This is a genomic window from Pseudomonas sp. SZ57, assembly GCF_009495975.1.
Classification (GTDB): domain Bacteria; phylum Pseudomonadota; class Gammaproteobacteria; order Pseudomonadales; family Pseudomonadaceae; genus Aquipseudomonas; species Aquipseudomonas syringae.
In genome coordinates this window covers 20,440-46,337 of the sequence record NZ_WIBD01000012.1, presented here as the reverse complement: position 1 = coordinate 46,337, position 25,898 = coordinate 20,440, and the positions used below count along the sequence as shown (strand labels likewise).

Annotated in this window: 19 protein-coding genes; 4 read left to right on the top strand and 15 right to left on the bottom strand. The window is 59.8% G+C overall.

Features of this window, described 5'->3' with window-relative positions:
* Nucleotides 1–136: 136 nt before the first annotated feature.
* From GE543_RS13630 to GE543_RS13610, 5 genes are all read right to left on the bottom strand, one after another.
* Nucleotides 137–853, bottom strand: a complete 717-nt coding sequence (locus GE543_RS13630) for an ABC transporter ATP-binding protein (protein WP_004407872.1) — start codon at nucleotides 851–853, stop codon at nucleotides 137–139.
* Complete coding sequence (locus tag GE543_RS13625) at nucleotides 850–1,725, bottom strand: ABC transporter ATP-binding protein (RefSeq protein WP_003317225.1); 876 nt, start codon at nucleotides 1,723–1,725, stop codon at nucleotides 850–852. The genes GE543_RS13630 and GE543_RS13625 overlap by 4 nt, the downstream gene beginning before the upstream one ends.
* Entirely contained in the window at nucleotides 1,722–3,035 is a 1,314-nt protein-coding gene (gene livM / locus GE543_RS13620) for a high-affinity branched-chain amino acid ABC transporter permease LivM (protein ID WP_003414503.1), read from the bottom strand. The genes GE543_RS13625 and livM overlap by 4 nt, the downstream gene beginning before the upstream one ends.
* Before the next feature lie 2 nt (nucleotides 3,036–3,037).
* A complete protein-coding gene (locus GE543_RS13615; protein WP_003317221.1) occupies nucleotides 3,038–3,952 on the bottom strand; it encodes a branched-chain amino acid ABC transporter permease in 915 nt (304 codons plus the stop codon).
* Nucleotides 3,953–4,113: 161 nt separating this feature from the next.
* Nucleotides 4,114–5,250: a branched-chain amino acid ABC transporter substrate-binding protein gene (locus tag GE543_RS13610; protein ID WP_153221645.1), complete on the bottom strand. Its 1,137-nt coding sequence runs from the start codon at nucleotides 5,248–5,250 to the stop codon at nucleotides 4,114–4,116.
* A 499-nt stretch (nucleotides 5,251–5,749) separates the two neighbouring features.
* On the opposite strand from GE543_RS13610, the gene GE543_RS13605 reads away from it, so the two are divergent.
* The 3 genes from GE543_RS13605 to nadE all read left to right on the top strand — a co-directional run bounded on the left by GE543_RS13605 (nucleotide 5,750) and on the right by nadE (nucleotide 8,832).
* On the top strand, nucleotides 5,750–6,655 hold the full coding sequence (locus GE543_RS13605) for a LysR substrate-binding domain-containing protein (protein WP_003393513.1): 906 nt from the start codon (nucleotides 5,750–5,752) through the stop codon (nucleotides 6,653–6,655).
* A gap of 99 nt (nucleotides 6,656–6,754) precedes the next feature.
* Nucleotides 6,755–7,978 carry a nicotinate phosphoribosyltransferase gene (gene pncB, locus GE543_RS13600; protein WP_004409500.1) on the top strand — a complete coding sequence of 408 codons (1,224 nt, stop codon included), beginning with the start codon at nucleotides 6,755–6,757 and terminating at the stop codon, nucleotides 7,976–7,978.
* Nucleotides 7,979–8,004: 26 nt separating this feature from the next.
* Nucleotides 8,005–8,832 (top strand): ammonia-dependent NAD(+) synthetase, encoded by an 828-nt coding sequence (nadE, locus tag GE543_RS13595; RefSeq protein ID WP_003414496.1) that lies wholly within the window; start codon nucleotides 8,005–8,007, stop codon nucleotides 8,830–8,832.
* A gap of 198 nt (nucleotides 8,833–9,030) precedes the next feature.
* Here the strand turns inward: nadE and azu are convergent, their stop codons facing one another.
* The 5 genes from azu to GE543_RS13560 all read right to left on the bottom strand — a co-directional run bounded on the left by azu (nucleotide 9,031) and on the right by GE543_RS13560 (nucleotide 19,098).
* On the bottom strand, nucleotides 9,031–9,477 hold the full coding sequence (gene azu / locus GE543_RS13585) for an azurin (RefSeq protein ID WP_153221644.1): 447 nt from the start codon (nucleotides 9,475–9,477) through the stop codon (nucleotides 9,031–9,033).
* Nucleotides 9,478–9,629: 152 nt separating this feature from the next.
* A complete protein-coding gene (locus GE543_RS13580; protein ID WP_046236082.1) occupies nucleotides 9,630–10,523 on the bottom strand; it encodes a transglutaminase family protein in 894 nt (297 codons plus the stop codon).
* Complete coding sequence (locus GE543_RS13575; protein WP_003414488.1) at nucleotides 10,523–13,018, bottom strand: circularly permuted type 2 ATP-grasp protein; 2,496 nt, start codon at nucleotides 13,016–13,018, stop codon at nucleotides 10,523–10,525. The genes GE543_RS13580 and GE543_RS13575 overlap by 1 nt, the downstream gene beginning before the upstream one ends.
* A gap of 89 nt (nucleotides 13,019–13,107) precedes the next feature.
* Complete coding sequence (locus tag GE543_RS13570) at nucleotides 13,108–16,386, bottom strand: DUF2126 domain-containing protein (RefSeq protein ID WP_371927165.1); 3,279 nt, start codon at nucleotides 16,384–16,386, stop codon at nucleotides 13,108–13,110.
* A gap of 402 nt (nucleotides 16,387–16,788) precedes the next feature.
* A complete protein-coding gene (locus GE543_RS13560; RefSeq protein ID WP_032697738.1) occupies nucleotides 16,789–19,098 on the bottom strand; it encodes a YgiQ family radical SAM protein in 2,310 nt (769 codons plus the stop codon).
* A 191-nt stretch (nucleotides 19,099–19,289) separates the two neighbouring features.
* Between GE543_RS13560 and GE543_RS13555 the strand changes: the two genes are divergently transcribed.
* Entirely contained in the window at nucleotides 19,290–22,163 is a 2,874-nt protein-coding gene (locus GE543_RS13555) for an RHS repeat-associated core domain-containing protein (RefSeq protein ID WP_153221642.1), read from the top strand.
* Nucleotides 22,164–22,225: 62 nt separating this feature from the next.
* Here GE543_RS13555 and dnaB read toward each other — a convergent pair whose 3' ends face one another.
* The 5 genes from dnaB to rpsF form a co-directional block, all read right to left on the bottom strand.
* Nucleotides 22,226–23,620 carry a replicative DNA helicase gene (dnaB, locus tag GE543_RS13550; RefSeq protein ID WP_003317209.1) on the bottom strand — a complete coding sequence of 465 codons (1,395 nt, stop codon included), beginning with the start codon at nucleotides 23,618–23,620 and terminating at the stop codon, nucleotides 22,226–22,228.
* A gap of 123 nt (nucleotides 23,621–23,743) precedes the next feature.
* The gene (gene rplI / locus GE543_RS13545; protein ID WP_003317208.1) at nucleotides 23,744–24,190 is read right to left on the bottom strand and encodes a 50S ribosomal protein L9; all 447 of its coding nucleotides are present in this window, start codon (nucleotides 24,188–24,190) and stop codon (nucleotides 23,744–23,746) included.
* Nucleotides 24,191–24,209: 19 nt separating this feature from the next.
* Nucleotides 24,210–25,106 carry a hypothetical protein gene (locus tag GE543_RS13540; RefSeq protein WP_153221641.1) on the bottom strand — a complete coding sequence of 299 codons (897 nt, stop codon included), beginning with the start codon at nucleotides 25,104–25,106 and terminating at the stop codon, nucleotides 24,210–24,212.
* A gap of 39 nt (nucleotides 25,107–25,145) precedes the next feature.
* Entirely contained in the window at nucleotides 25,146–25,376 is a 231-nt protein-coding gene (gene rpsR, locus GE543_RS13535; RefSeq protein ID WP_002551829.1) for a 30S ribosomal protein S18, read from the bottom strand.
* 28 nt (nucleotides 25,377–25,404) lie between these two features.
* Complete coding sequence (gene rpsF / locus GE543_RS13530; RefSeq protein ID WP_002551828.1) at nucleotides 25,405–25,830, bottom strand: 30S ribosomal protein S6; 426 nt, start codon at nucleotides 25,828–25,830, stop codon at nucleotides 25,405–25,407.
* Nucleotides 25,831–25,898 lie beyond the last annotated feature (68 nt).

The following is a 25,898-nucleotide window of genomic DNA, read 5'->3' as shown; positions in this document are numbered from 1 at the left end:
CAAAACAACCATTTGCAGCGGTTTTATGTCGCACTTATGAGACGCGCCAAAATTGTTTTCCACAATTGCATACGACTGCGCCCCGGATGTTTGAGCATCCGGGGCGCGCGAAGAAAACGGCAGGGTTTTGACGAATTCAGTGCCCGCCCAGATAAGCGTTCCTTACCTCTTCATTTACCAGCAATTCCTGCCCCGTGCCGGACAGTCGAATCTCGCCGTTGACCATGACATAGGCCCGGTCAGACAGCTTGAGCGCATGGTTGGCGTTCTGCTCGACCAGGAATATCGTCATGCCCGTGGCTGCCAGTTCACGCAGGGTCGAGAAGATCTGTTTGACGATGATCGGGGCCAGACCCAGGCTTGGCTCATCGAGCAGCAGCAGTTTCGGACGACTCATCAGCGCGCGGGCGATGGCGAGCATTTGCTGCTCGCCTCCGGACATGGTCATGGCGCGCTGATTGCGACGTTCCTTGAGCCTGGGGAACAGCTCGAACATGCGCTGCATGTCTTCGGCCGAATGCTTGTCGCCAATCGGAATGGTGCCCATCATCAGGTTTTCCTCGACCGACATGTCGGGAAAGACCCGCCGCCCCTCCGGCGACTGCGCAATGCCGTTGGAGGCGATGTAATGCGAGGACTTCTGGGTGATATCGGTGCCCTGATAGATGATCTGCCCGCTGGCCGCGCGCGGCTGACCGAAGATCGACATCAGCAGCGTGGACTTGCCCGCGCCGTTGGAGCCGATCAGGCTCACTGTTTCGCCCTCGTTGATGTGCAGCGAGACTTTCTTCAGGGCCTGAATCGGCCCGTAAAACACATCGATCTCTTTCAGTTCGAGGATCGGCTTGCTCATACCAGCTCCTCTTCATCAGCGCCCAGATACGCGGCGATCACCTTCGGATCGTTACGGATCTGTTCCGGCCCGCCCATAGCAATTACGTTGCCATGGTCGAGCACCACAATATCGTCGGAAATCCCCATGACCATGCCCATGTCGTGCTCGATCAGCACGATGGTCATGTCGTGCTCGTCACGCAGCAGGCGGATCATGCCGCTGAGTGCCTCGGTTTCCTGCGGGTTGAGACCGGCAGCCGGCTCATCCAGGCAGATCACCTGCGGCCGCGTGCACATGGCTCGCGCAATCTCCAGGCGGCGTTGCTGCCCGTAGGACAATTCGCCAGCCAGACGGTTGGCGCAGTCCACCAGATCGACCACCTCCAGCCAGTAGAACGCGGTATTCAGCGCGTCCTCTTCGGCCTTGCGATAGCCCCTGGTATTCAGAATCCCGCTGATCAGGCTGCGGTTGACCCACATGTGCTGGGCGACCAGCAGGTTTTCGACCACCGACATTTCCTTGAACAGACGAATGTTCTGGAACGTGCGCGCCAGCCCCGCCCTGTTGACCAGATGGGTGCCGCCGAACATTTTGTAGTACACCCGGCTGAGGAAGCTTTTCGGCGACACGAAGTCGGTCGCCTGGAACGGTTCGCCCAACAGCCTGATCACGTTGGTGGTCTTGCCACGGGTGTGCAACTCGATGCGTCCGCCAGTGGCCTTGTAGAAACCGGTCAGGCAGTTGAAGACCGTGGTCTTGCCCGCACCGTTGGGGCCGATCAGGGCGAAAATCGAATTGCGACGGACCTTGAGGCTGACGTCGCTGAGGGCCTTGATGCCGCCAAAGTGCATCATCAGGTGCTCGACGGAGAGAATCACTTCAGTGCTCATCGCGCAGCCCTCTCTGTCACCAGCGCGCCTTTGCGCGGTTTCACCCCGGTGCGGCTGATGCGAATCAGGCCGCGTGGTCGCCAGATCATCATCAGCACCATGAGAATCCCGAACAGCAGCACGCGGTACTCGGAGAAACTGCGCAGCAGTTCAGGCGCAACGGTCAGCACGAACGCGGCGATCACTACACCGACGGTCGAGCCCATGCCGCCCAGCACCACAATCGCCAGAATCAGCGCCGACTCGAAAAAGGTGAACGAGGTCGGGTTGACGAAGCCTTGGTAGCTGGCAAAAAACACTCCGGCAAGGCCTGCGGTCGATGCGCCAATCGTGAACGCCGACAGTTTGACCAGCACGTGATTGAGGCCCATCGAACGACAGGCGATCTCGTCCTCGCGCAAGGCTTCCCAGGCACGCCCGATCGGCATGCGCGTCAGGCGATGCTTGATGAACAACACCGCCAGCACGACCAGGAACAGCACGGCGTAGATGAAGATGAATTTCAGGTCCGGGTTGTAATCGAAGCCGAAATATTCATGAATCGGCACCCCGCCATCCTTGGCGCGTCGGCCGAATTCCAGCCCGAGGAAGGTGGGCGCGGGCACCGGCACACCGTTCGGGCCGCCGGTGAACGACAGCCAGTTGTTCAGCACCAGGCGAATGATCTCGCCGAACCCGAGGGTCACGATGGCCAGATAGTCGCCATGCATGCGCAACACCGGGAAGCCGAGAATGCATCCGGCCAGCGCCGCCGCAATCGCCGCCAGCGGCAAGGCCGACCAGAAGCCCAGGCCCAGATACTGATAGCCCAGCGCCAAGCCATAAGCACCGATGGCGTAAAACGCCACGTAGCCAAGGTCGAGCAGCCCCGCCAGACCGACCACGATGTTCAGACCCAGGCCCAGCAGCACGTAGATCAGACCGAGAATGACCACAGTCAGAATGTACTTGTTGGCGAAGATCGGGAACACGATGGCAATCACGATCAGCAGCGGAATGATCCAGTACAGGCTCGATCGATGATCCGGTTTGAGCACATGCACGCCGGAGTCGGAGCTTTCGAAGCTCTGGGAAACACGCAGGCCTCTGGGTGTTTGCAGAAACAGACTGATGAGAAAGCGACCGATCATGACCACGCCCACCAGCCAGGCCACGCGGGTCGGCTGCAGGTTGAAGCTGTAGCCATCGAGCACGATCCCGACGATGGGGCCGAACACGATCAGCGCCAGCAACCCGGCGACCACGGCATCGATCAGACTCTTCTTGATTTCGACAGGTTTGGAAACTGGAACAGCAACAGGAGCGGACATACTTATACCTTCGCCACGAGTGGGCGACCCAGCAGGCCTTGGGGACGGAAGATCAGAATCAGCACCAGCAGGCCGAAACTGAACACGTCTTTGTAATCGGAGTTGATCAGACCGGAGAACTGCGACTCGGCAACCCCCAGGATCAAACCGCCCAGCATGGCACCCGGCAACGAACCGATCCCGCCCAGCACGGCCGCAGTAAACGCCTTGATGCCGATGATGAAGCCGGCATAGAAGTCGAACGTGCCGTAATTCATGGTGATCAGCACACCGGCCAGCGCAGCCATGGCAGCGCCGATGATGAACACATAGGAAATGACCCGGTCGGTGTTGATGCCGAGGATCGAGGCCATCTTGCGGTCTTGCTGCGTGGCCCGGCACATGCGGCCAAGCTTGGTGTACTTGATGATGTAGGTCAGCACGCCCATGCCGACGAAGGCGGCAATGAGGATGAAGATCTTGGTGTAGGTGATCTGCACGAAGCCGCTGCCGACTTCAAAGCGCCACGCACCTTCGAGCAGCGTCGGCACGCCTTGCTGGCGCGCGCCCTGGCTGATCTGCGCGTAGTTCTGCAGGATCAGGGAAATGCCGATGGCGCTGATCAGTGGCGCCAGACGGGTCGAGTTGCGCAGTGGCTTGTACGCCACACGCTCGATGACGAAGCCGTAAACGCCAGTGACCACAATGGTGAAGATCAGCGTACCGAGAATCAGGAACGGAAAGGATTCCACGCCGAAGAAAGACAGAACCGCGAGGCCGATAGCGGCCAGGTAGGCAGAAATCATGTACACGTCGCCATGGGCGAAGTTAATCATGCCGATGATGCCGTAGACCATCGTATAGCCGATGGCGATGAGGCCGTAGACAGACCCGAGAGTGAGTCCGTTGACCATTTGTTGCAGGAAGATTCCATCCATCACGCACGCTCACACAAAAAGGCAGCTCAGCACCCCGTCAGTCACGCCCTTGTGAGGCATGACCGACAGGTCCGAAAACGATAAAAGAGATGCAGGCTCGCTCCTGGGCGAGCCCATCATCGGGTCAGCGCCTGACGCGCAGGGCCGACGCGAGGTCTATCTCACTTCTGCTTTTCGAGTTGCTTGTATTTGCCGGCGGCGTCCCACTGGTAAACCACGTAGTCGGAGACTTTCAGGTCACCCTTGGCATCCCAGGCTTTTTCACCCATGACGGTCTTGACCGGGTTGGCCTTGAGCCAGACGGCGGCTGCGTCACCCTTGTTTGACTTGGCGCCATTGAAACCGGCCGCCAGGGCCTGTACCGAAGCGTAAGCGTACAGCGTGTAGCCTTCAGGCTCGTAACCGGCCTTGCGGAACTGGTCCACGACAGCCTTGCTGTCCGGCAATGCGCGCGGGTCAGCGCCGAAGGTCATGTACACGCCATCGACGTACTGTGCGCCACCTGCAGTGGTCACCAGCTCGTCGGTCACGACGCCATCATCGGACATGAACTTGACGTCCTTGAGGCCCTGCTCGCGCATCTGCCGAACCAGTGGACCGGCTTCCGGGTGCAGACCGCCGAAGTACACGACATCAGCGCCTACCGAACGAATCTTCGTCACCAGCGCACTGAAATCCTTCTCGCCACGGGTCAGACCCTCTTCGAGGATCGGCTTGACGCCACGCTTGGTCAGCTGCTTGGCCGTCGCGTCCGCGAGGCCCTTGCCGTAGGTGTCCTTGTCATTGATGACGGCGACTTTCTTGCCCTTGAGCACGTCGACGATGTAGTCCCCCGCAACGACGCCCTGCTGATCGTCACGACCGCACATGCGGAAAATTTCTTTCATGCCTCGCTCGGTCACGGTGGGGTTGGTCGAGCCTGGCGTGATGGCAATCACACCTGCATCGCTGTAGATATCCGAAGCCGGAATGGTCGACGATGAACAGAAGTGTCCGACCACGCCAATCACCTTGTCCTGATCCACCAGGCGGTTGGCAACCGCCACGGCCTGCTTGGGCTCACAGGCGTCATCGCCCGCGACCAGTACGATGTTCTGCCCGTTGACACCACCTGCCGCATTGATCGCGTCGGCTGCTGCCTGCGCGCCCTTCATGTACTGCTGACCAAACGACGCGTTCGCGCCGGTCATTGGGCCCGCTACGCCGATTTTCACGTCCGCCTGTGCAAACGAAGACACGCCCAATGCAGTAGCCACTGCGATTGCCAGAAAACCTTTCCTGTAAAACGTATGCGACATAAGTGGTGCTCCTGAGGATATTTTTTTAGTTGGCACTTTCATGATCAAGCAGATACAGAGTTGCTCAGAGCAAGGCGCGTGCCATCGCTTTTTAGTTGAGGAAGATGTCGTGTTCTTCGTGTCGTTCCATCACGCAACGCCGCGCAACAGGGCACCCTGGTTGCTTCGAGCGTGCAAGGTGCAACCCCGGACGAAAAAAGAGCAACCCGCACGTACTCGAGTAGCAACCAGTACATGCCATGATGGGCAACCCACCTGTAACAGCACACGTCACCGAATTGCACACGCCCGGTGCGTGAACGCTACGAGACGCACCATTTGAGGCTAGCGGATTAAACGAGACCTGCCGCAGCCATCGCCAGATTCTGAAAAGCGCATCACACGACGCCAGTAATAACCTCCCTGCATACGCCCGACAAACGACCTTTAAGCGAGATATCATTCCGATAATTCATATCGCTTACGCCAGCCCCCTCGCGCCGCAAACAGAGAAGTCATCATGCTGAACAAACGTCATCTGCCCTCGATAGCCGCATTGCAATGCTTTGAGGCAGTGACCCGGCACCTGAGCTTCACGCGCGCAGCAGAAGAACTCAACCTGACCCAAAGCGCCGTCAGCAAGCAAGTCGCGCAACTCGAAGAGCTGGTTCAGCACCTGTTGTTTCAGCGCGTGCGTCGCCGTCTGCAACTGACCCCAGCCGGGGCGCTGTACCTGGCCGAAGTGCGCAAGATCCTGACCCAGATCGAGATGTCCACCCACTTCCTGCGCTCCTATGGCGGAGAGACCGAAGTGCTGCGGGTGTCCACCCCTTCGACATTCGGCGCCCGCTGGCTGGTGCCGCGCCTCAAGGGCTGGCGCTTGCGTCACCCGCACATTCACCTGGACCTGATCAACGAGCAGGAGTCCGATGACCTGATCAAGGGCCGCTGCGACGTGTCGTTCTATTTTGGCCAGGCGGCCATGCCCGGTGCCGAAAGCGTGAAGTTGTTCGGCGAGGAACTGGTGCCGGTGTGCGCCCCTGAAAGCCTGCCGGACGAGCCGCTCGGCGACCCGACCCAACTGAGCGAGCTGGTCCTGCTGCAGAATGCCTTCCGCCCCGAAGCCTGGCATGAATGGTTCGAAAGCCAGGGCTATCACACCGACCACAGCTATCACGGGCCGCGCTTTGAAACCTTCTATATGTGTATCCGCGCAGCCCAGGTCGGCTGCGGTGTTGCGCTGCTGCCACGCTTTCTGGTCGAGGAGGAACTGGCCGAGGGCAAACTGGTGATTGCCTGGGATTACGCATTGCCCAGCACTAACAGCGCCTACTACCTGTCCTATCCGGAACACACCGCCGACGTGCCCAAAATCCGGGTTTTTCTACAGTGGATGCTGGAACAGTTGGATCAACCCCCCGCTTAAGGGCGACAATGCACACCCATCCGGCCGTGAGCCTTCCATGGTGACAGACAGGAAGTCACGCGCCCCACTTTATCCGGCTGCTCTGGAGAGCCTGATTCAATGAGCGAGAGCGCCTTTTCCAATCGCATCGTGCAAAGCCTGCTCGATACCGATTTCTACAAGCTGACCATGATGCAGGCCGTCCTGCACAACTACCCGAACGTGGACGTCGAGTGGGAATTTCGTTGCCGCAACGGGGAGGACCTTCGCCCCTATCTGGATGAAATCAAACACCAGATCGAGCTGTTGTGCGAGCTGTCGCTAAGCCCCGAACACCTGGCTTTTCTGGAGCGCATCACCTTCATCAAACCGGATTTCCTGCGCTTTCTCGGGCTGTTCCGCTTTAATACCCGCTACGTGAAAACCACCATCGAGAATGATGAACTGTGCATTCGCCTGCACGGGCCGTGGCTGCACGTCATCCTGTTTGAGGTGCCGCTGCTGGCCATCGTCAGCGAAGTGCGCAACCGGCATCGTTACCCGGACACCCTGCTCAGTCAGGCGCGGGATCGTCTGTATGACAAGTTCGAATGGCTGACCACGCATGCCACGACGGACGAACTGGCCGAGCTGAAAGTGGCGGACTTCGGCACGCGCCGGCGGTTTTCCTACCGCGTGCAGGAAGAAATGCTTGGCGTCCTGAAAAACGACTTCCCAGGTCAGTTCGTCGGCACCAGCAATGTGCATCTGGCCCGTCAGCTTGATCTGAAACCCTTGGGCACCATGGCCCACGAATGGATCATGGCCCATCAGCAGCTGGGACCGCGCCTGATCGACAGTCAGATTGCCGCGCTCGATTGCTGGGTCCGCGAATATCGCGGCCTGCTGGGGATCGCACTGACCGACTGCATCACCACCGATGCTTTCCTGAACGACTTCGATCTGTACTTCGCCAAGCTGTTCGACGGTCTGCGCCATGATTCGGGCGACCCGGTGAAGTGGGCCGAAAAATGCATCTCGCATTACCAGAAGCTCGGTATCGACCCGATGAGCAAGACCCTGGTGTTTTCCGATGGGCTTAACCTGCCCAAGGCGCTCGATATCTTTCGCGCATTGCGCGGACGCATCAATGTCAGCTTCGGGATCGGCACCAACCTGACGGCCGACATCCCGGGCATTGCGCCGATGAACATGGTATTGAAAATGACGGCGTGCGCCGGTCAGGCCGTGGCGAAAATCTCTGACGAGCCCGGCAAGACGCAGTGCAAGGACCCGAACTTTGTCGCCTACCTGCGGCATGTGTTCAAAGTGCCAAATTTGCCGAGCCCGGAAAAACCCGCTTGAATTGTCCTATTTACGAGGAGTGAATCATGCACGCCGTACAGCGCCAGATTGCTGAACAGCTCAAGGTCCAGCCACCTTTCGCGGACCAGAACGCGCTGCAGGCCGAGGTCGCCCGCCGCGTCAACTTCATCAAGGAGTGCCTGCAGAACGCACGGCTCAAGACGCTGGTGCTCGGCATCAGCGGCGGGGTCGACTCGCTGACGTCCGGTCTGCTCGCCCAGCGTGCGGTCAAGGAACTGCGTGAAAGCACGGGTGACAACGCCTACCGTTTTATCGCCGTGCGCCTGCCTTATGTGGTGCAGGCCGATGAGCACGAAGCCCAGGCCTCTGTCGACTTCATCGAGCCGGACGAGCGCCATACCATCAACATCGGCAGCAGCGTCAAGGCCCTGGCCGCCGAGGTGAAGGCCTTCGACGGGCTTCCAGCGACCTCGGTGGACTTCGTGCTCGGCAACACCAAGGCGCGCATGCGCATGGTCGCGCAGTACACCGTCGCCGGTGCTTACCATGGGCTGGTGATCGGCACCGATCACGCGGCAGAAGCGGTGATGGGTTTCTTCACCAAGTTCGGCGACGGCGCATGCGATCTGGCACCGTTGAGCGGTCTGGTGAAAAACCAGGTACGCGCCATCGCCCGCCATTTCGGCGCGCCGGAATCACTGGTCGAGAAAGTGCCGACTGCGGACCTGGAAGACCTGTCACCTGGCAAACCGGACGAAGCCTCGCACGGCGTGACCTACGCCGAGATCGACGCCTTCCTGCACGGCGAGCCGGTACGCGAGGAAGCCTTCCGGATCATTTGCGAAACCTACGCCAAGACCCAGCACAAGCGCGAGTTGCCGTACGCGCCGTGAGTGATCTGCGCGGCACGGATTTGTGACGCTCATTGCTGGCTATCGTGCCGACGCTCTGCGTCGGCATGCAGTTCTGGACGCTCCGCGTCCGATCCTGAATGTGCGCAGCGGCTCAGATCTGTGACGCAGAGCGTCACGAACGGCATTCCCACGCGGAGCGTGAGGAACGATACTCTCAGACGCTCCGCAGACCTGCCGTTACTTCAGCGTCACAGCGCCTTTCATCATGCTGATGTGCCCGGGGAAGGTGCAGAAGAACTGGTATTCCTGTGCCGGGTCGAGCTTCGACACGTCAAAGGTCACCGAATCCTTTTCGCCAGCGCCGATGACTTTGGTGTGGGCGATGACGCGGCTATCGTCCGGCTTCAAATACTCCTTGTCGATGCCCGCCGCCATGCCGTCGGTAACGATTGCCTGGGTGTCGGCTTTTTCGCCCAGCACCCAGTTATGGCCCATGACATTCTTCGGCAGGCTGCCGGAGTGAGTCAGGTTGACGGTGAATTCCTTGCAGCTCTTGTCGATCTCAATGGCTTTGGTGTCGTACATCATTTGATCGGTCGAATCGACTGTGACCGAGCACTCGGCAGCCAGCAATTGACCACTGGCCAACGACAACAGCGAAATCGCTAAAAGCTTGCGAATCATTTGAATCTCCAGGGCAGGACTTGATTAACGTAAAACTGATGTAAGAAGAGAGTGCCCGATCAGGGCCGGGGTTCCAAGAACGTGCGTCAAATGGTCCCGCGGACGCTCGCGAGAGAGCGCCCTTTTGAAGAACGATTCACGGGACCCGGTAATTAGCCGCTGACCGGCATCACCGTCACCCGCACCTCAGGATCATGCGTACCGCCGCCCAGAATCACGCCGCGCAACGGCGAGACATCAGAGAAATCGCGTCCCCAAGCCAGGCTGATGTGCTCCAGCGCAGGCTGCACATTGTTGGTGGGGTCAAAATCGACCCAGCCAGAGGCCGGGCAGAATACCGAGACCCAGGCGTGCGATGCATCGGCACCGATCAGCCGGGGCTGGCCCGGTGGCGGCTGGGTGAGCAGATAGCCGCTCACATAGCGCGCGGCCAGGCCACGGGAGCGCAGACACGCCAGCATCAAATGGGCGAAGTCCTGGCACACGCCCCGCCGGCGCTCCAGCACTTCCACCAGCGGCGTCGCGACCTGAGTGGCCTCTTCATCGAAGGTGAATTCCTCGAAAATCTTTTCCATCAACGCCTGTACGCACAGCAATAACGGGCGGCCCGGTGGGAAACAGACCTGCGAGAACTCGACGAACGAGCGCTTCAGGTGAACGTAGGGAGATTCGAAGCGGTAGCGGCAGGCCTCCAGAATGTCCTCGGTCATCGGCTTGGCACTGTACGTCAGCGCACTGCGGGTCACTTCCCATTCCGGCGACAGATTGAAATCCAGAAACGGCTTCTCCATGACCTCGATACGCAACCGCGCATTGACCTGCAACTCATCGTGCGGACGCTCGAAGGCCAGACGGGTCAGCGGGTTACCGAATACATCCAGCTCATCGCGACGCGTAGTGGGTTCAGGAAGAATCTCCAGCGCCTGCTCGGTGCAACGCTGCCAGGGACTGCTGCGCGGCCACAGGTGCGCCAGTTGCTGGGCCAGCGAAACCGGGCTGTCGTACTTGTAATGCGTGTCATGGAAAATCTGGTAGGAAGCGCTCATCAGACAGACACCGTGCGTTGGCTGACATCATCGACGTGGGCAAAATGGCGCAACGCCAGGCGATCGGACGCCAGACCACTGCTGTCGCCAATGCTCTGCAGCAAGTCCGCCAGCCCGTCGAGTACGGCATCGATACTGCTCTGGCCAAACAAAGGATTCTCCAGGCTGCCCAAATCGAACGCCGCAAGACGCTGCGCCAACACCGACAGGCTGCTGTCGCGCGGCGCATCGAACTCGTCGTTCAAGCGGCGCAACGAGCGCTGCACCAGCTTGAGCTGAAACAGCACCGCATGCGGGTTCTGCTCGTCGAGCAGCAACAGGTCCAGCACCGGAATCAGGTGCGGCACGGCCATGTAGCGCGAGCGATAGGTGATGCTGCTGTTGCCCAGCTCCAGCAACCACTCCAGCCCGGCCCGCTCGAAAACCACCAGCCCGCGCAAAAACGCCGACAGACTGGTGCTGAGAAACTTCAGGCGCTCGATCCGTCGCCCGATCATCAGGAAGCTCCAGCCTTCATCGCGGGTCATGTCGTCCAGCGCAAAACCGGACAGCGCCGCCAACGACATCACCAGGCGGTTGAGAAAATCCAGCAGCTCGCCAAAATCCGGCTCTTCGCTTTCCAGGCTCAAGGCTTCGCGCTGCAACTCGACCAGCGCCTGCCAGTTTTCCTTGGATAACTTGCCACGCACTTGCGAAGCGGCCCACTGCAGACGCTGCAAATTGGCCCGAAGGCTGAACGGCCACTCGTCGCCCATCAGCGCGACAAGCAGGCGATCCTTAAGCTCTTCGCCCTCCTGCGCCTCGGGCAGCATGCCCAGGCTCTCGGCCAGCGCAACGGCGGCTTGCAGCGCGAGAGGGTCATCATCGTCGACGTAGCGCGTCAGCATGATGCGCAGCAGGCGCGCACTGTCGTCACAGCGCTCGCAGTAACGTCCGAACCAGAACAGGTTTTCCACCACCCGTGACGGCAGATAAGGGTCACGACGGATCAGGTCATAGACACCCAGCTTACGCTGGCCTTTCCACGGTTCGCCGAGGTGCGAGCGTTCACCCAGCACCCAGGTGTCCTTGCTCGCCCCGCCACGCTGCATCGATACCACGTCGGCGTCGGCTTCGGCGGCCACTCGGGTCAGGCCGCCCGGCAGCACGCGATAGCCGTCGAGGCTGGCCACTGCATACACCCGCATGCCGATGGCGCGCGGCTGCAAACCTGTGCCATCGGCCTGCAGCACCGGAGCATGGGACAATTGCGCCAGTTCCTGAGCGACATAGGCATAGGGCCGCGACTGCATGCGCTGGGCAAGTGCCAGGCGCTGTTCCTCATTCAGATCACGGCCGAACACCGGCGCGAAATGTTGCGAGGGGAACGCCGGCTTGATCAACAGATCCGGCAGTTTTTCCAGCGCCTGGGCCAGCACCGGCGGCTCTCCGCACCACCAGGTCGCCACCGAGGGCAGGATCAGATCTTCGCCGAACAGGTACTGACTGATTTTCGGCAAAAAGCCCAGCAGTCCCGGAGACTCCAGCACACCACTGCCCAACGCGTTGGCGACCAGCACATTGCCCTGACGCACCGCCTCAAGCAGCCCCGGCACACCCAGCGCAGAGTCGGTACGCAATTCCAGAGGGTCGCAGAAGTCATCGTCCAGACGGCGCATGATGGCGTGAACCCGACGCAAGCCGCTGAGGGTTTTCAGGTAGACCGTGGCATCGCGCACCGTCAGATCGCCACCCTCGACCAGCGGATAGCCCAGTTGCCGCGCCAGGTACAAGTGTTCGAAGTAGCTTTCGTTGAAACGGCCCGGCGTCAGCAGGACGATCAGCGGCGCCTCGTTGCTGGTTGGCGCCTGACGGGCCAGGGTCTGCTGCAGCGCGTCGAAGAAACCCGACAGGTGCCGGACCTGCAGGTCGCGATAGGTCTCCGGCAGTGCGCGCGCAACGCTTTGGCGGTTTTCCAGCGCATAACCGGCACCCGAGGGCGCCTGAGTACGGTCGGCGGTGACCCACCAGCGCCCGTCCGGGGTGCGCGCCAGGTCGACGGCGTACATGTGCAGGAACGTGTCTTCAGGGGGCTTCACGCCCTGACATGGCCAGAGAAAGTTGTTGTGGCCAAACACCAGTTCGGCGGGCAACAGGCCATTGGCGATCAGTGTCTGCGGGCCGTAAAGGTCCGCAAGCACTGCGTTGAGCAGCCGTGCACGCTGGGCAATCCCTGCCGCCACGTGCTGCCATTCATCCGCTGCAATGATGTGCGGCAACAGGTCCAGCTCCCACGGGCGGTCAGCGCCCTTGGGGTCGGCATACACGTTGTAGGTGACACCGTTTTCCTGAATCTGCCGGGTCAGCAGGGCTTGACGCTGGATCAGTTGCGCAGCGCTGCTGCGCCGCATGTGCTCGTACAGACGACGCCAGTGCGGGCGAACGGCTCCGTCGGCGTCGAGCATTTCGTGGTAAGTACCCTCGGACAGCGGGTAGTGGTCAAGCAGGTCGGGCATGGAAGGCTCGGCAGGCAACGTAAGGACTTCAGATTAGTGCAGTCAGATGTCACGTCCGTGTGCATCTGACGCACAGAGCCACTGTTTTTTTAATGCAGACGCATATCCAGCGTCATCGGCAGCTCGTCGTTAATGTTGAGCGACGGAACGTCCAGTTTGCCGGGGGTATGGCCGATGCGGAAGAAACGTGACTGGCGACGGCTTTCCGCTTCGTTGGCGTTGACCGGCAAGGTTTCGTAGTTACGGCCGCCCGGATGGGCGACATGATACTCGCAGCCGCCCAGCGAGCGATGCATCCAGGTGTCGAGCAGATCGAAAACCAGCGGCGCATGCACGCCGATGGTCGGTTGCAGGCAGTTGGCCGGCTGCCAGGCGCGATAACGCACACCTGCCACGAACTCGCCGGCCCGTCCGGTCGGCTGCAGAGGCACTGCCACACCATTACAGGTCAGCACGTAGCGCTGCGGCGGCAACCCGCTGACATGCACTTGCAGACGCTCCAGCGATGAATCGACGTAGCGTACCGCGCCGCCGGCCGAGCCCTCTTCACCCAGCACATGCCAGGGCTCCAGCGCCTGACGCAGTTCCAATTCGATACCGTTGACGGCGTAATCGCCCACTTTCGGAAAGCGGAATTCCAGGTGCGCAGAGAACCAGTCGGCCTGCACCGGGTAGCCTGCCGCGTTGAGGTCGGCGACCACATCGGCAAAATCCTGCTCGATGAAGTGCGGCAGCATGAAGCGGTCATGCAGTTGCGTGCCCCAGCGCGCCAGCTTCGCGGGTGCGTAGGGTTCACGCCAGAAGCGCGCCACCAGCGCGCGCAGCAACAACTGCTGCGCCAGGCTCATGCGCGCATGCGGCGGCATCTCGAACGCACGCAGCTCCAGCAGCCCCAGCCGTCCGGTTGCACCATCGGGCGAGTAAAGCTTGTCGATGCAGAACTCGGCCCGGTGGGTATTGCCGGTGACGTCGATCAGCAGGTTACGCAGCAGACGGTCCACCACCCACGGCGCAACCTCCTCGCCTGGTGCCGGCATCTGCGCAAAAGCGATTTCCATCTCGTAGAGCGAGTCGTTGCGCGCCTCGTCGATGCGCGGGGCCTGGGACGTCGGGCCGATGAACAGGCCGGAAAACAGGTACGACAGCGATGGATGGTTGTGCCAGTAGCTGATCAGGCTGCGCAGCAGGTCCGGACGCCGCAGAAATGGCGAATCTGCCGGCGTCGCGCCGCCCAGGACGAAATGGTTGCCCCCGCCGGTGCCGGTGTGACGGCCGTCGATCATGAACTTCTCAGTGGTCAGACGCGTGAGGCGCGCCTGTTCATAGAGAAACTCGGTACGCTCGACCAGTTCGTCCCAGCTCGCCGAGGGCTGCACGTTGACCTCGATCACGCCAGGGTCCGGGGTGATCCGGAAATTGCACAGCCGCGGATCGCTTGGCGGCTCGTAGCCTTCCAGCAGGACCGGGCACTGCAGCTCTTCGGCGGTCGCTTCGATCACGGCCACCAGTTCAAGGTATTCCTCAAGCTTTTGCAGCGGCGGCATGAACAGGTACAGCCGCCCTTCGCGCGCTTCGGCACACAACGCCGTGCGGGTCAGCCAGTCAGCCGATTCATCGATCTTCGGCGCGCGCTCGGCATCCGTGTCTGTGGACTTGAGCGCCGAGGCCAACGAGTCGCTGTCGGCCAGTTCGGGGAAGTCCTGGTTATGGTCGGTCGGGTGAATGAACGGGTATTCCGCCGCCTTGACCCAAGGCTGCGACGCCAGCGGCAATCGATAGCCCAGCGCAGAATCCCCCGGCACCAAGCGGCAATGCTCGTCACGCAGGTACCAGCGGCCACTCTGCCAGCTGTCACCGTCCGCGTTGCGAGCCAGCGGCAGGACCTGACCGATCATCTTGTCCAGCCCCTGGGCAAAGACCTTGCGCAGACGGGCACGCTCCAGCTCATCGCCAAGTCGCGAATCTTCGGCCGTGACGTTGACCGGCAACGCACCTTCGCGCCACAAGTAGTAGAAATTGTCTTCGTAAGCCGGGAAAACGAAGCGCGCCGGCAGCTTAAGGCGCTCGGCAACACTGGCCAGAAAACGCCCCGCCAGTTCGCCGATAGCGCCGTAGTCGCGGGTTTCATCGGCGATCAGCGCGTTGTTGCGCCACACCGGCTGGCCGTCCTTGCGCCAGAAGCAGTTCAGCGACCAGCGCGGCAACTGCTCACCCGGATACCATTTGCCTTGCCCGAAATGCACGATGCCCAGCGGCGCGTAATGCCCGCGCATGCGCTGGAACAGCTCGGCGGACAGCTCACGCTTGCGCGGCCCCAGCGCAGCGGTGTTCCATTCGGCGCCATCGCGGTCGTCGATGGACACGAAGGTCGGCTCGCCGCCCATGGTCAACCGCACATCGTCGCGCAGCAGATCGGCGTCGATCTGTCGGCCAAGCGCCTGAATGTCCTGCCATTGCGCTTCGGTGTAAGGCTTGGTGACGCGCGGCGCCTCCCAGATGCGCTCGACCGACATTTCGTGGCTGAAGTCGGTTTCGCACGGCTCGACCAGACCACTGATCGGCGCTGCCGAGGAAGGCTCGGGGCTGCACGCCAGAGGAATGTGTCCTTCGCCAGCGAACAGACCGGAAGTGGCATCCAGCCCGACCCAGCCCGCGCCCGGCAGATAGACCTCGCACCAGGCGTGCAGGTCGGTGAAGTCGACATCCGTACCCGACGGCCCGTCGAGCGCCTCGACATCGGCCTTGAGCTGAATGAGGTAGCCCGACACGAACCGCGCCGCCATGCCCAGATGACGCAACAGCTGCACCAGCAGCCATGCGGAGTCGCGGCACGAGCCCGATGCGTTTTCCAGGGTGAATTCCGGGGTCTGAACGCCCGGTTCCATGCGGATCAGGTAAGCGACGTCCTGGCTCAGGCGCTGGTTGAGGCCGACCAGAAAGTCGATGGCCGGAATCGGCTCGCGGCTGATGCTGTCCAGATACGCCTGAAACCTCGGGGTCAGCGGCAGTTTTTCGAGGTACGGCGCCAGCTCGCGCTGCTCTTCGCTGGCGTAGGTGAACGGGATGTTCTCGGCGTAAGGTTCGAGGAAGAAGTCGAACGGATTGAACACCGCCATCTCGGCGACCAGATCGACTTCGACGCGGAATTCATCGGTCTTTTCCGGAAAGACCAGACGCGCGAGGTAATTGCCTTGAGGGTCCTGCTGCCAGTTGATGAAGTGGTTTTCAGGCAGGACTTTCAGCGAATACGACAGCACGCGTGTGCGGCTATGGGCGGCCGGGCGCAGGCGAACGATCTGAGGACCCAGTTCGACCGCGCGGTCGTAGCGATAGTGCGTGACATGGTGCAAGGCAATATGAATCGACACGGCGTGCCTCCTGCGAGCCTGAACGGTAATTGAGCCGCGCAAGACTTATGCCATCCGGTCAAAGTCGTGCGCCAACGAGAGTGGCATTCCCCGCCTGGACAGGCGCAGCACCAAAATCGTGCCAGCCGAAGCCAACGGTGCAAGGGTCGCACAGTAATAAGGCAGACAGTGTGGCAGAGGGATCGAATGGGAGGTGAAGAATTGTGAGCGGCGTGGGCGTGTGGCGTTGATGGAGAGAGCGGCGCGGCGGGAGTGGTGTGACGCGGAGCGTCACGAACGGCATTCCCATGCTGAAGCGTGAGGAACGATTATCTCAACTATCGTGCGACGCTCCGCGTCGACATGCCGTTCTGGACGCTCTGCGTCCGCCCCTCTACGAGCAGGCGGCGCTATCGCTGAGCGTTAGCGTGGCACCACTGGCTTGCGCTTGGGCGGTTTGGTGCCTTTGCCTTTGGCTGCATCCATGCGCTCCTTGGCGGCCTGCTTGTTGCGCGCCATGGCGGCAGCCTTGGCCTCTTCGCGCTTGTCCCACGGCTTGCTGCCATCGCTTCCGCGTGGCGGCAGGCCGGTATGCTGGGTCTGGATCAGCGTGGTCTTGGCAGTTTTCGCAACCTTGTGGCTGCCCGCCGGCGTCGAGTTCTTGCGGCGCGCACTCTGATAGCTGTCAGTAGCCGGCTGATGCAACGGGATCAGTTGATCCTTGCCCGGCCCGATCAGATCGGCACGGCCCATGCGCTCCAGCGCCTCACGCAGCATCGGCCAGCCTTTCGGGTCGTGATAGCGAAGGAAAGCCTTGTGCAGACGACGCTGCGCTTCGCTCTTCACGATGGTGACCGCATCGCTCTTGTAGGTGACCTTGCGCAACGGGTTCTTGCCCGAATGGTACATGGCCGTGGCCGTTGCCATCGGCGACGGGTAGAACGCCTGCACCTGGTCCGCGCGGAAACCATTGCCCTTGAGCCACAGCGCCAGGTTCATCATGTCTTCATCGGTGGTGCCCGGGTGGGCGGCGATGAAGTAAGGAATCAGGTACTGCTCCTTGCCGGCTTCCTTGGTGTACTTCTCGAACATGCGCTTGAACTTGTCATAGCTGCCAATGCCCGGCTTCATCATCTGGTTGAGCGGACCTTCCTCGGTGTGTTCCGGGGCGATCTTCAGGTAACCACCTACGTGGTGCGTGACCAGTTCCTTGACGTACTCCGGCGACTCGACCGCGAGGTCATAGCGCAGGCCGGAGGCGATCAGGATCTTTTTCACGCCCGGCAAGGCGCGCGCGCTGCGATACAGCTGAATCAGCGACGAGTGATCGGTATTCAGGTTCGGGCAGATACCCGGGAATACGCAGGACGGCTTGCGGCAGGCCGACTCGATCTCCGGGCTTTTGCAGGCGATGCGATACATGTTCGCGGTCGGCCCGCCCAGGTCGGAAATGACCCCGGTAAAGCCCGGCACTTTGTCGCGTATCTCTTCGATTTCGCGAATGATCGATTCTTCGGAGCGGTTCTGAATGATCCGCCCTTCGTGCTCGGTGATCGAGCAGAAGGTGCAGCCACCGAAGCAGCCACGCATGATGTTCACCGAGAAGCGAATCATGTCGTAGGCAGGGATCTTTTCCTTGCCGTACGCAGGATGCGGGACGCGCGCGTAAGGCATGCCGAACACGTAGTCCATTTCTTCAGTGGTCATCGGAATGGGCGGCGGGTTGAACCAGACGTCCACCTCGCCATGCTTCTGCACCAGCGCGCGAGCGTTGCCCGGGTTGGTTTCCAGGTGCAACACGCGGTTGGCGTGGGCATACAGCACAGCGTCGTTACGGACCTTCTCCACCGATGGCAGGCGGATGACCGTCTTGTCACGGGTCATGCGCGGGCTGGCAAGAATCTGCACCACCTTGGCTTCGTTGGGGTCCTCGACGTTGCCTTTTTCCTGCTCGATGGCGCAGGCCTGCGTGTCCTGGGTGTTGACGTACGGGTTGATGATCTTGTCGACCTTGCCCGGACGGTCGATACGCGTGGAATCGACCTCATACCAGCCCTGCGGCGTATCACGACGAATGAACGCCGTACCGCGCACGTCGGTGATGTCTTCGATCTTGTGGCCGTAGGACAGACGCTGGGCAACTTCGACAATCGCGCGTTCGGCATTGCCGTACAGCAGGATGTCGGCGCAGGCGTCGATCAGGATCGAGTTGCGAACCTTGTCCTGCCAGTAGTCATAGTGCGCAATGCGGCGCAACGAAGCTTCGATACCACCCAGCACGATCGGTACATGCTTGTAGGCTTCCTTGCAACGCTGGCTGTAGACCAGACTTGCGCGGTCCGGACGCTTGCCGGCCATGCCGCCCGGGGTATAGGCGTCATCGGAGCGAATCTTCTTGTCCGCGGTATAGCGGTTGATCATCGAGTCCATGTTGCCGGCCGCGACACCGAAAAACAGATTCGGCTCGCCAAGCTTCATGAAGTCGTCTTTGGACTGCCAGTCGGGCTGCGCGATGATCCCGACCCGAAAGCCCTGGGACTCGAGCAGACGACCGATGATCGCCATGCCGAAAGACGGGTGATCCACGTACGCATCACCGGTCACGATAATGATGTCGCAGGAATCCCAGCCAAGCAGATCCATTTCTTCCCGGCTCATGGGCAGGAAAGGTGCTGGTCCGAAACATTCGGCCCAGTACTTGGGATAGTCAAATAACGGCTTGGCTGATTGCATGTTCAGGACCTACGTTTGCACGTTGGAGAAATCGCGGGCGCGGAATATAGCACGTTTTTTGATCAAGTCCGACGGCAATGGTCGGAATAGCAAGATCATTCGCCTGGCACGCCCCACTGCTATTTATGACAGTACCGCGACTTGTCGAGTCGGAATACCCTGATTCCGCGCTCTGATGGAAATCTACGACCATGGCTGATGCCCTGCACCGACATACACCCACGCTGATAGTGACTGATAGCCGGAGGCTGCCAATCCGCAGTGTGAGTTATTACCGCGGCACACCGGGTGATAGTTCGCAGGCGCGCCCGGAACGCCAGCAGTATGATGCAGCGGCAAGACCCGTCGCCAGATGGGACGCCAGGCTATTCAGGCAATTGACCACCGAGCCACTCACTCGCCCGAACCTGAGCACGGTACTCAGCCTCACCGGCGCGCCCTTGGCGGTAAACAGTGTCGACGCAGGCTGCCAGGTTTCCCTCTATGGCGAGGCGGGTCAGTTGCTGGAACACCATGACGCACGCGGTACCCACTGGACAAACCGTTACGACGAACTGCTTCGCCCCTTGGCGATCAACGAAAAGCCCAGAGGCCAGCCCTGCCGAACATCAGAACGTTTCTCATATGCCGATAGTTCAGAGCTGGCCGCTGCCAACAATGTCTGCGGCCGCCTGACTCAGACTTACGACGGATCGGGTAGCGATTTTATCGATGCCTGTGGCGTATCAGGACAGATTCTCCAGCAGACCCGACGCTTTCTCCGGACGAACGACCTACCGAACTGGCCTGCAGACGCTCTGCATCAGGAAGCGTTGCTGGAGCCCGGCCCTGGTTTCTCAAGCAAAGCACGCTTCAACGCTATGGGCGAGGTACTTGATCAAACCGATGCATCAGGCAATCGTCATACATCGGCCTATGACGTATCGGGCCAGTTGAAGGCTAACCGCCTGAAGCTGATGAACGGGAGCGATCAGGTACTGCTGCATGGATTGATGTACGACGCGCATGGCCGTATCGAGTCGCAAACAGCCGGTAACGGAGTCATCAGCCGCGTAAGCTTTGATCCTGCCGATGGTCGCATGGCTGAGCTAATCACCTACCGTCCGGGAGTCAAGCAACTGCAGCACCTGCTGTACGACTACGATCCAGTGGGGAATGTAACCAGGATTCGAGACGAGGCTCAGCCTGCACGCCACTGTTCAGGCCAGCGCATTGATGCCGTCAATGAATACGAATATGACAGCCTTTACCAGTTAATCAGGGCCAGCGGTCGCGAAACCGCCCTGGCGGGGATTCGCCCTGAATTACCGGAGCTCGCCCGGCTCCCAGTGGATGAAAGTCAGCTACTCAATTACACCCAACGTTATTCCTACGACGATGCAGGCAATCTCTTAAAGCTCATTCACAAGGGTGCGCAAGCGTATACACGCCACATGATCGTCGATACCCAAAGCAACCGGGCCTTGCCCTGGAGCGAGGGTGACGCGCCACCAGACTTCGATAAACAATTCGACGCCAATGGCAATCAGCAAGCGCTGGTTGCGGGACGAGCGCTGCACTGGGACTCGGGAAACCGCCTGATCAAGGCGGATGCCGTTACTCGTTCCGAGCAACCAGACGACGGCGAACACTACGCTTACGACGCTAGCGGCCAGCGCCTGCGTAAAACAGCGAAGGCCATGACCCGGACATTCCAGCACCAATGCGACGTGCGCTATTTGCCAGGCCTGGAAATCCGTACAAACAGTGCAACCGGCGAGCGACTGGAAGTCATCACAGTGTACGCCGGACGGACTAACGTGCGCTGCCTGCACTGGCTAGAGGGCAAACCGGATGCGATAGACAACAATCAGTTCCGCTACAGCATCGGTGACCACCTGGGCTCGAGCACACTTGAGCTGGACGCCCAGGCAAAGCTGATCAGCCATGAAGGGTATTACCCGTTCGGAGGGACCGCATGGTGGGCTGCGCGCTCGGCTGTTGAAGCGTCTTATAAAGTCGTCCGCTACTCTGGCAAGGAGCGGGACAGCACGGGTCTTTATTACTACGGCGTGAGGTATTACGCGCCTTGGTTGATGCGCTGGATGAGTGCAGACGCGCTAGGCGATGTAGAGGGGCTGAACCTTTACCGAATGACCAGAAACAACCCCGTCAGCAGAGTCGACCCAGAGGGTGGCCAGAGCGTTAATTTTGACGGCATGACGCTCATTTCCACAAACATTGCTATTGGGATAGTCCTTATGGGACTCGCCACATGGGTACTTCTAGCCCGCAGCTCGCGGGCACGGAAAAACGCCAAACTAAAGGCCTATAGTGATTTTCTTGACAGTGCGGCCAGTGAGTTTGGGCTTGACACCGAAGAGATTAAAGAACTTGGCGGCTTCATGAGCAGCATCAACGCGAGAACCAGGGATGTATATCTTCGGCACGACGGCATGACTGGATCGATATATGCGTATTACCTTACCAGACCAGGCCAGCAAGACTTTTTCAGAGCACAAAGCGCATCGCCTGAATTCTTAAGCCATTCAAAAAACCTCATCCGCATGGAGCTTAGGGCCGCAAAGGATCGCGATACGTCACGCCGCGAGAGCAATGTGAGTAATGTGAGCAACTTCAGCAATGTGAGCAACTTGAGCGGCCGGACATCTTTTCCTGAGACGTCAGAACCCACCGCATCTACTGCAGAAAAAGAGTTTTATCGCAGCTTTGCAGGAACAAGTACATACACGCCTGCAGCCCCCAGCCCTGATACCCCAGTAAAAAAGAACCGAGCGACAACATTCGCTAACGTTGCTATCGGCGACTTTTTTGAATCCGCCGTATTCGAGACTGCCCAAAATAAATATAGCCAGGATGATCTGAGATCAGCCGTCACCAAAGCGATCGACAGTTACAATGAGCGAGGCTCAAGGGGCGCATCAGCACACAAGATAAACGACGAAATCTCCCTGGATCTTACCGGGGTCGCCGGCGCCAAAGGTAGAGGTAAAATCCGCTTGCTACTGGCAAAAAATCAGGACACTGGGGCATGGTATCCACACCGGATCGGGGATACGCACTGATAGATGCTGCTACCGTCTCAGCAAGAGCGGTGATGAAACGGCAACAGCATCGGGCGGCAAAATCAATCGTCGTCAAAGTTGTAACTGCCCGGCGCCAGGTTCTCGAAGCGCGTGTATTTGCCGATGAACGCCAGACGCGTGGTACCGATGGGGCCGTTACGCTGCTTGCCGATGATGATCTCGGCAATGCCCTTGTGCTCGGTTTCCGGGTGGTACACCTCGTCCCGGTAGACGAACATGATGACGTCGGCGTCCTGCTCGATCGCTCCGGATTCCCGGAGGTCGGAGTTGATCGGGCGCTTGTTGGGACGCTGCTCAAGGGAGCGGTTGAGCTGCGACAGGGCAATCACCGGGCAGTTGAATTCCTTGGCCAGTGCTTTCAATGAGCGCGAGATCTCGGAAATCTCGTTGGTACGGTTGTCACCGCTGGAACCGGGGATCTGCATCAGCTGCAGGTAGTCGATCATGATCATGGCGATGTCGCCATGCTCACGCACGATCCGCCGCGTCCGCGCACGCATTTCGGAGGGGCTGATACCGGCCGTATCGTCGATGAACAGTTTGCGGTCATTGAGCAGATTGACCGCCGATGTCAGACGCGGCCAGTCATCGTCATCAAGCTGACCGGCCCGCACCTTGGTCTGATCAATGCGCCCCAGCGAAGACAACATACGCATGATCAGCGATTCGCCCGGCATCTCCAGCGAGTAGACCAGTACGACCTTGTCACTGCGCAGCACCGCGTTCTCGACCAGGTTCATGGCGAAGGTGGTCTTACCCATCGACGGACGTCCGGCAACGATGATCAGGTCGGAGGGTTGCAGTCCGCTGGTCTTTTCATCGAGATCGGTATACCCGGTCGACAGGCCGGTAATGGCGTTGTCGCTGTTGAACAGCGTGTCGATACGGTCGATGGCCTTGGTCAGCAGGTCGTTGACGCTGACCGGACCGCCGGTCTTGGGGCGCGCTTCGGCGATCTGGAAGATCTGCCGTTCAGCCTCGTCAAGAATCTCTTCGGCGGTCCGGCCTTCGGGGTTGAACGCACTGTCGGCGATTTCGGTACTGATGCCGATCAATTGCCGCAGCGTGGCCCGGGCCCGGACGATCTGCGCGTAGGCCTTGATGTTGGCGACAGAAGGCGTGTTTTTCGCCAGCTCGCTGAGGTAGCCCAGGCCGCCTACTTGCGAGGTCTGCCCTTCCTTGTCCAGCTGTTCAGCCAGCGTGACCACGTCGATCGGGCTGTTCTGATCGGCCAACCGGGCGATGGCGCGGAATATCAGGCGGTGGTCATGTCGATAGAAATCACCATCGGACACTTGATCGAGCACCCGCTCCCAGGCGTTGTTGTCCAGCATCAGACCACCGAGCACGGCCTGTTCGGCCTCGATGGAATGCGGCGGCACCTTCAGGGCAGCGGTTTGCAGATCGTATTGTTCGGGGGCGGAAATATCGTTCATGGCCACTTCAATTCGAGGTTTGCAGAATGGGGATGGCACAAAGACAAAGGGCACGACCTGTAAACAGGATCGTGCCCGATGTTAATCCTCTGGCGACAATGCCACCAGACGATTACGTGTTGCTTAAGCAGCCACTACGACAACGCGTACGGTTGCTTCTACGTCGCTGTGCAGGTGCACGGCTACGTCGAATTCACCAACGTTGCGGATAGTGCCGTTCGGCAGACGAACTTCGCTTTTTGCAACTTCAACGCCAGAGGCGGTCAGTGCATCGGCGATGTCGTGGGTGCCGATCGAACCGAACAGCTTGCCTTCGTCACCAGCGGTGGCAGTGATAGTCACTTCCAGCTCAGCCAGTTGGGCAGCGCGAGTTTCGGCAGATGCTTTCTTGTCTGCAGCCAGTTTTTCCAGCTCGGCACGACGCTCTTCAAACGCAGCCACGTTGGCAGCGGTTGCAGCGGTTGCTTTGCCGTAAGGCAGCAGGTAGTTACGACCGTAGCCGGCCTTAACGTTTACTTTGTCGCCCAGGTTGCCCAGGTTGGCGACTTTTTCCAGAAGGATCAGTTGCATGTGGAAATCCTCTTAACTTTTAACCTTCACCGTTCGCAGGACCATTGCCGGAATCTTTCGAGCTCCGGCGACCGCGAAAATCAATCAGGCTGTCGACAATGGCAATTACCACGAGCAACGGATAAATCAGCTGCATGAACACCAGCAGCGTGATGTACATCCCCACCAGCCAGAACCTGGACAGACGCTTTTCAGCGACCAGTCCGTGAATCAGGGCCAGACCCGCAAAGACCAGCGGTACGCTGCACAGCGGTGTAAGCATCGCTATCTGCGGACCGAAATTCGGCCCCACCAGCATGCACACCACCAGCACCAACGCAGGCACCAGCGGGAGTTTCACGGCGCGAAATTCACGCCCGAAACCACCAGGGTTGTACATCATCGCTTGCCAGTACCGCCCAAGAATCAGGCACAGCACACTGACGATTTGCAGCACAGCCGCTATCAGGCCATTCAGGACGGGTGCAATCAGTGCCCCCAGACGCGCTCGCTCTTCTACGTTCAACTGCTCGTAGAGCCCGGCCAGCATTGTCGGCAGATGTTTCTGCAACTCCTGCGACATTGCTTCCAGAGGTTCGCGAAAAACCGTGCCCAGAATTACTGCATACACCACACCCAACGCTACGCTGACCAGCAGCACACGGACCCAGGACTCGCTGGCACGCAAAACCATTGCCAAACTCAGTGAACCCGCCAGCACCACGGCTGTACGTGGTTCACCGAAATACCACCAGACCAAAGCCGGCAGCAGAGCCCAGGCCAGGACACCAACGGCATCACTGAACCCGCGTCGCAGGAGCACAAGGCACCCTGCGGCAGCACTCAACCAGAACAACAGCGGCAATGCCGCACATCCAGCCACTACGAGAGTGGCCTGCATACGGCCGCGCATGATGAATTCAGCCAGGGCACGCATGCTTTCTATCCTTTGTTACGTTTTGTCGACTACCTGGTCTCAGCGGCCGTGGCTGTCGGTGTAGGCCAGCAGGGCCAGGAAGCGGGCACGCTTGATAGCGGTGGCCAGCTGACGCTGATAACGTGCTTTGGTACCAGTGATACGGCTTGGAACGATTTTGCCGGTCTCGGATACGTAGGCTTTCAGAGTGTTGAGATCTTTGTAATCGATCTCTTTGACGTCTTCAGCGGTGAAGCGGCAGAATTTACGACGACGGAAGAAACGTGCCATGTAATTGGCTCCTCAAAAGGTCCGTGGATTACTCGTCAGCGTTATCGCTAACGTCGCTGTTGTCGCCGTCATCGCCATCGGCGCTGTCGGAGTGCTCAGGACGGTCACGACGCTCACGGCGCTCACTGCGGTTCTCTTCAGCCTTGAGCATCTCGGACTGGCCGGTTACGGCTTCGTCGCGACGGATGACCAGGTTACGGATCACAGCATCGTTGTAACGGAAGTTGTCTTCCAGCTCGGCCAGAGCCTTGCCAGTGCACTCAACGTTCAGCATCACGTAGTGAGCCTTGTGAACATTGTTGATTGCGTAAGCCAGTTGACGACGGCCCCAATCTTCCAGACGGTGGATTTTGCCGCCGTCTTCTTCGATCAGCTTGGTGTAACGCTCTACCATGCCGCCGACTTGCTCGCTTTGATCCGGGTGGACCAAAAAGATAATTTCGTAATGACGCATGAATGCTCCTTACGGGTTGTAGCCTGCCGCTCAAATAGCGGTCAGACAAGGAGTGAATGACACTGTTG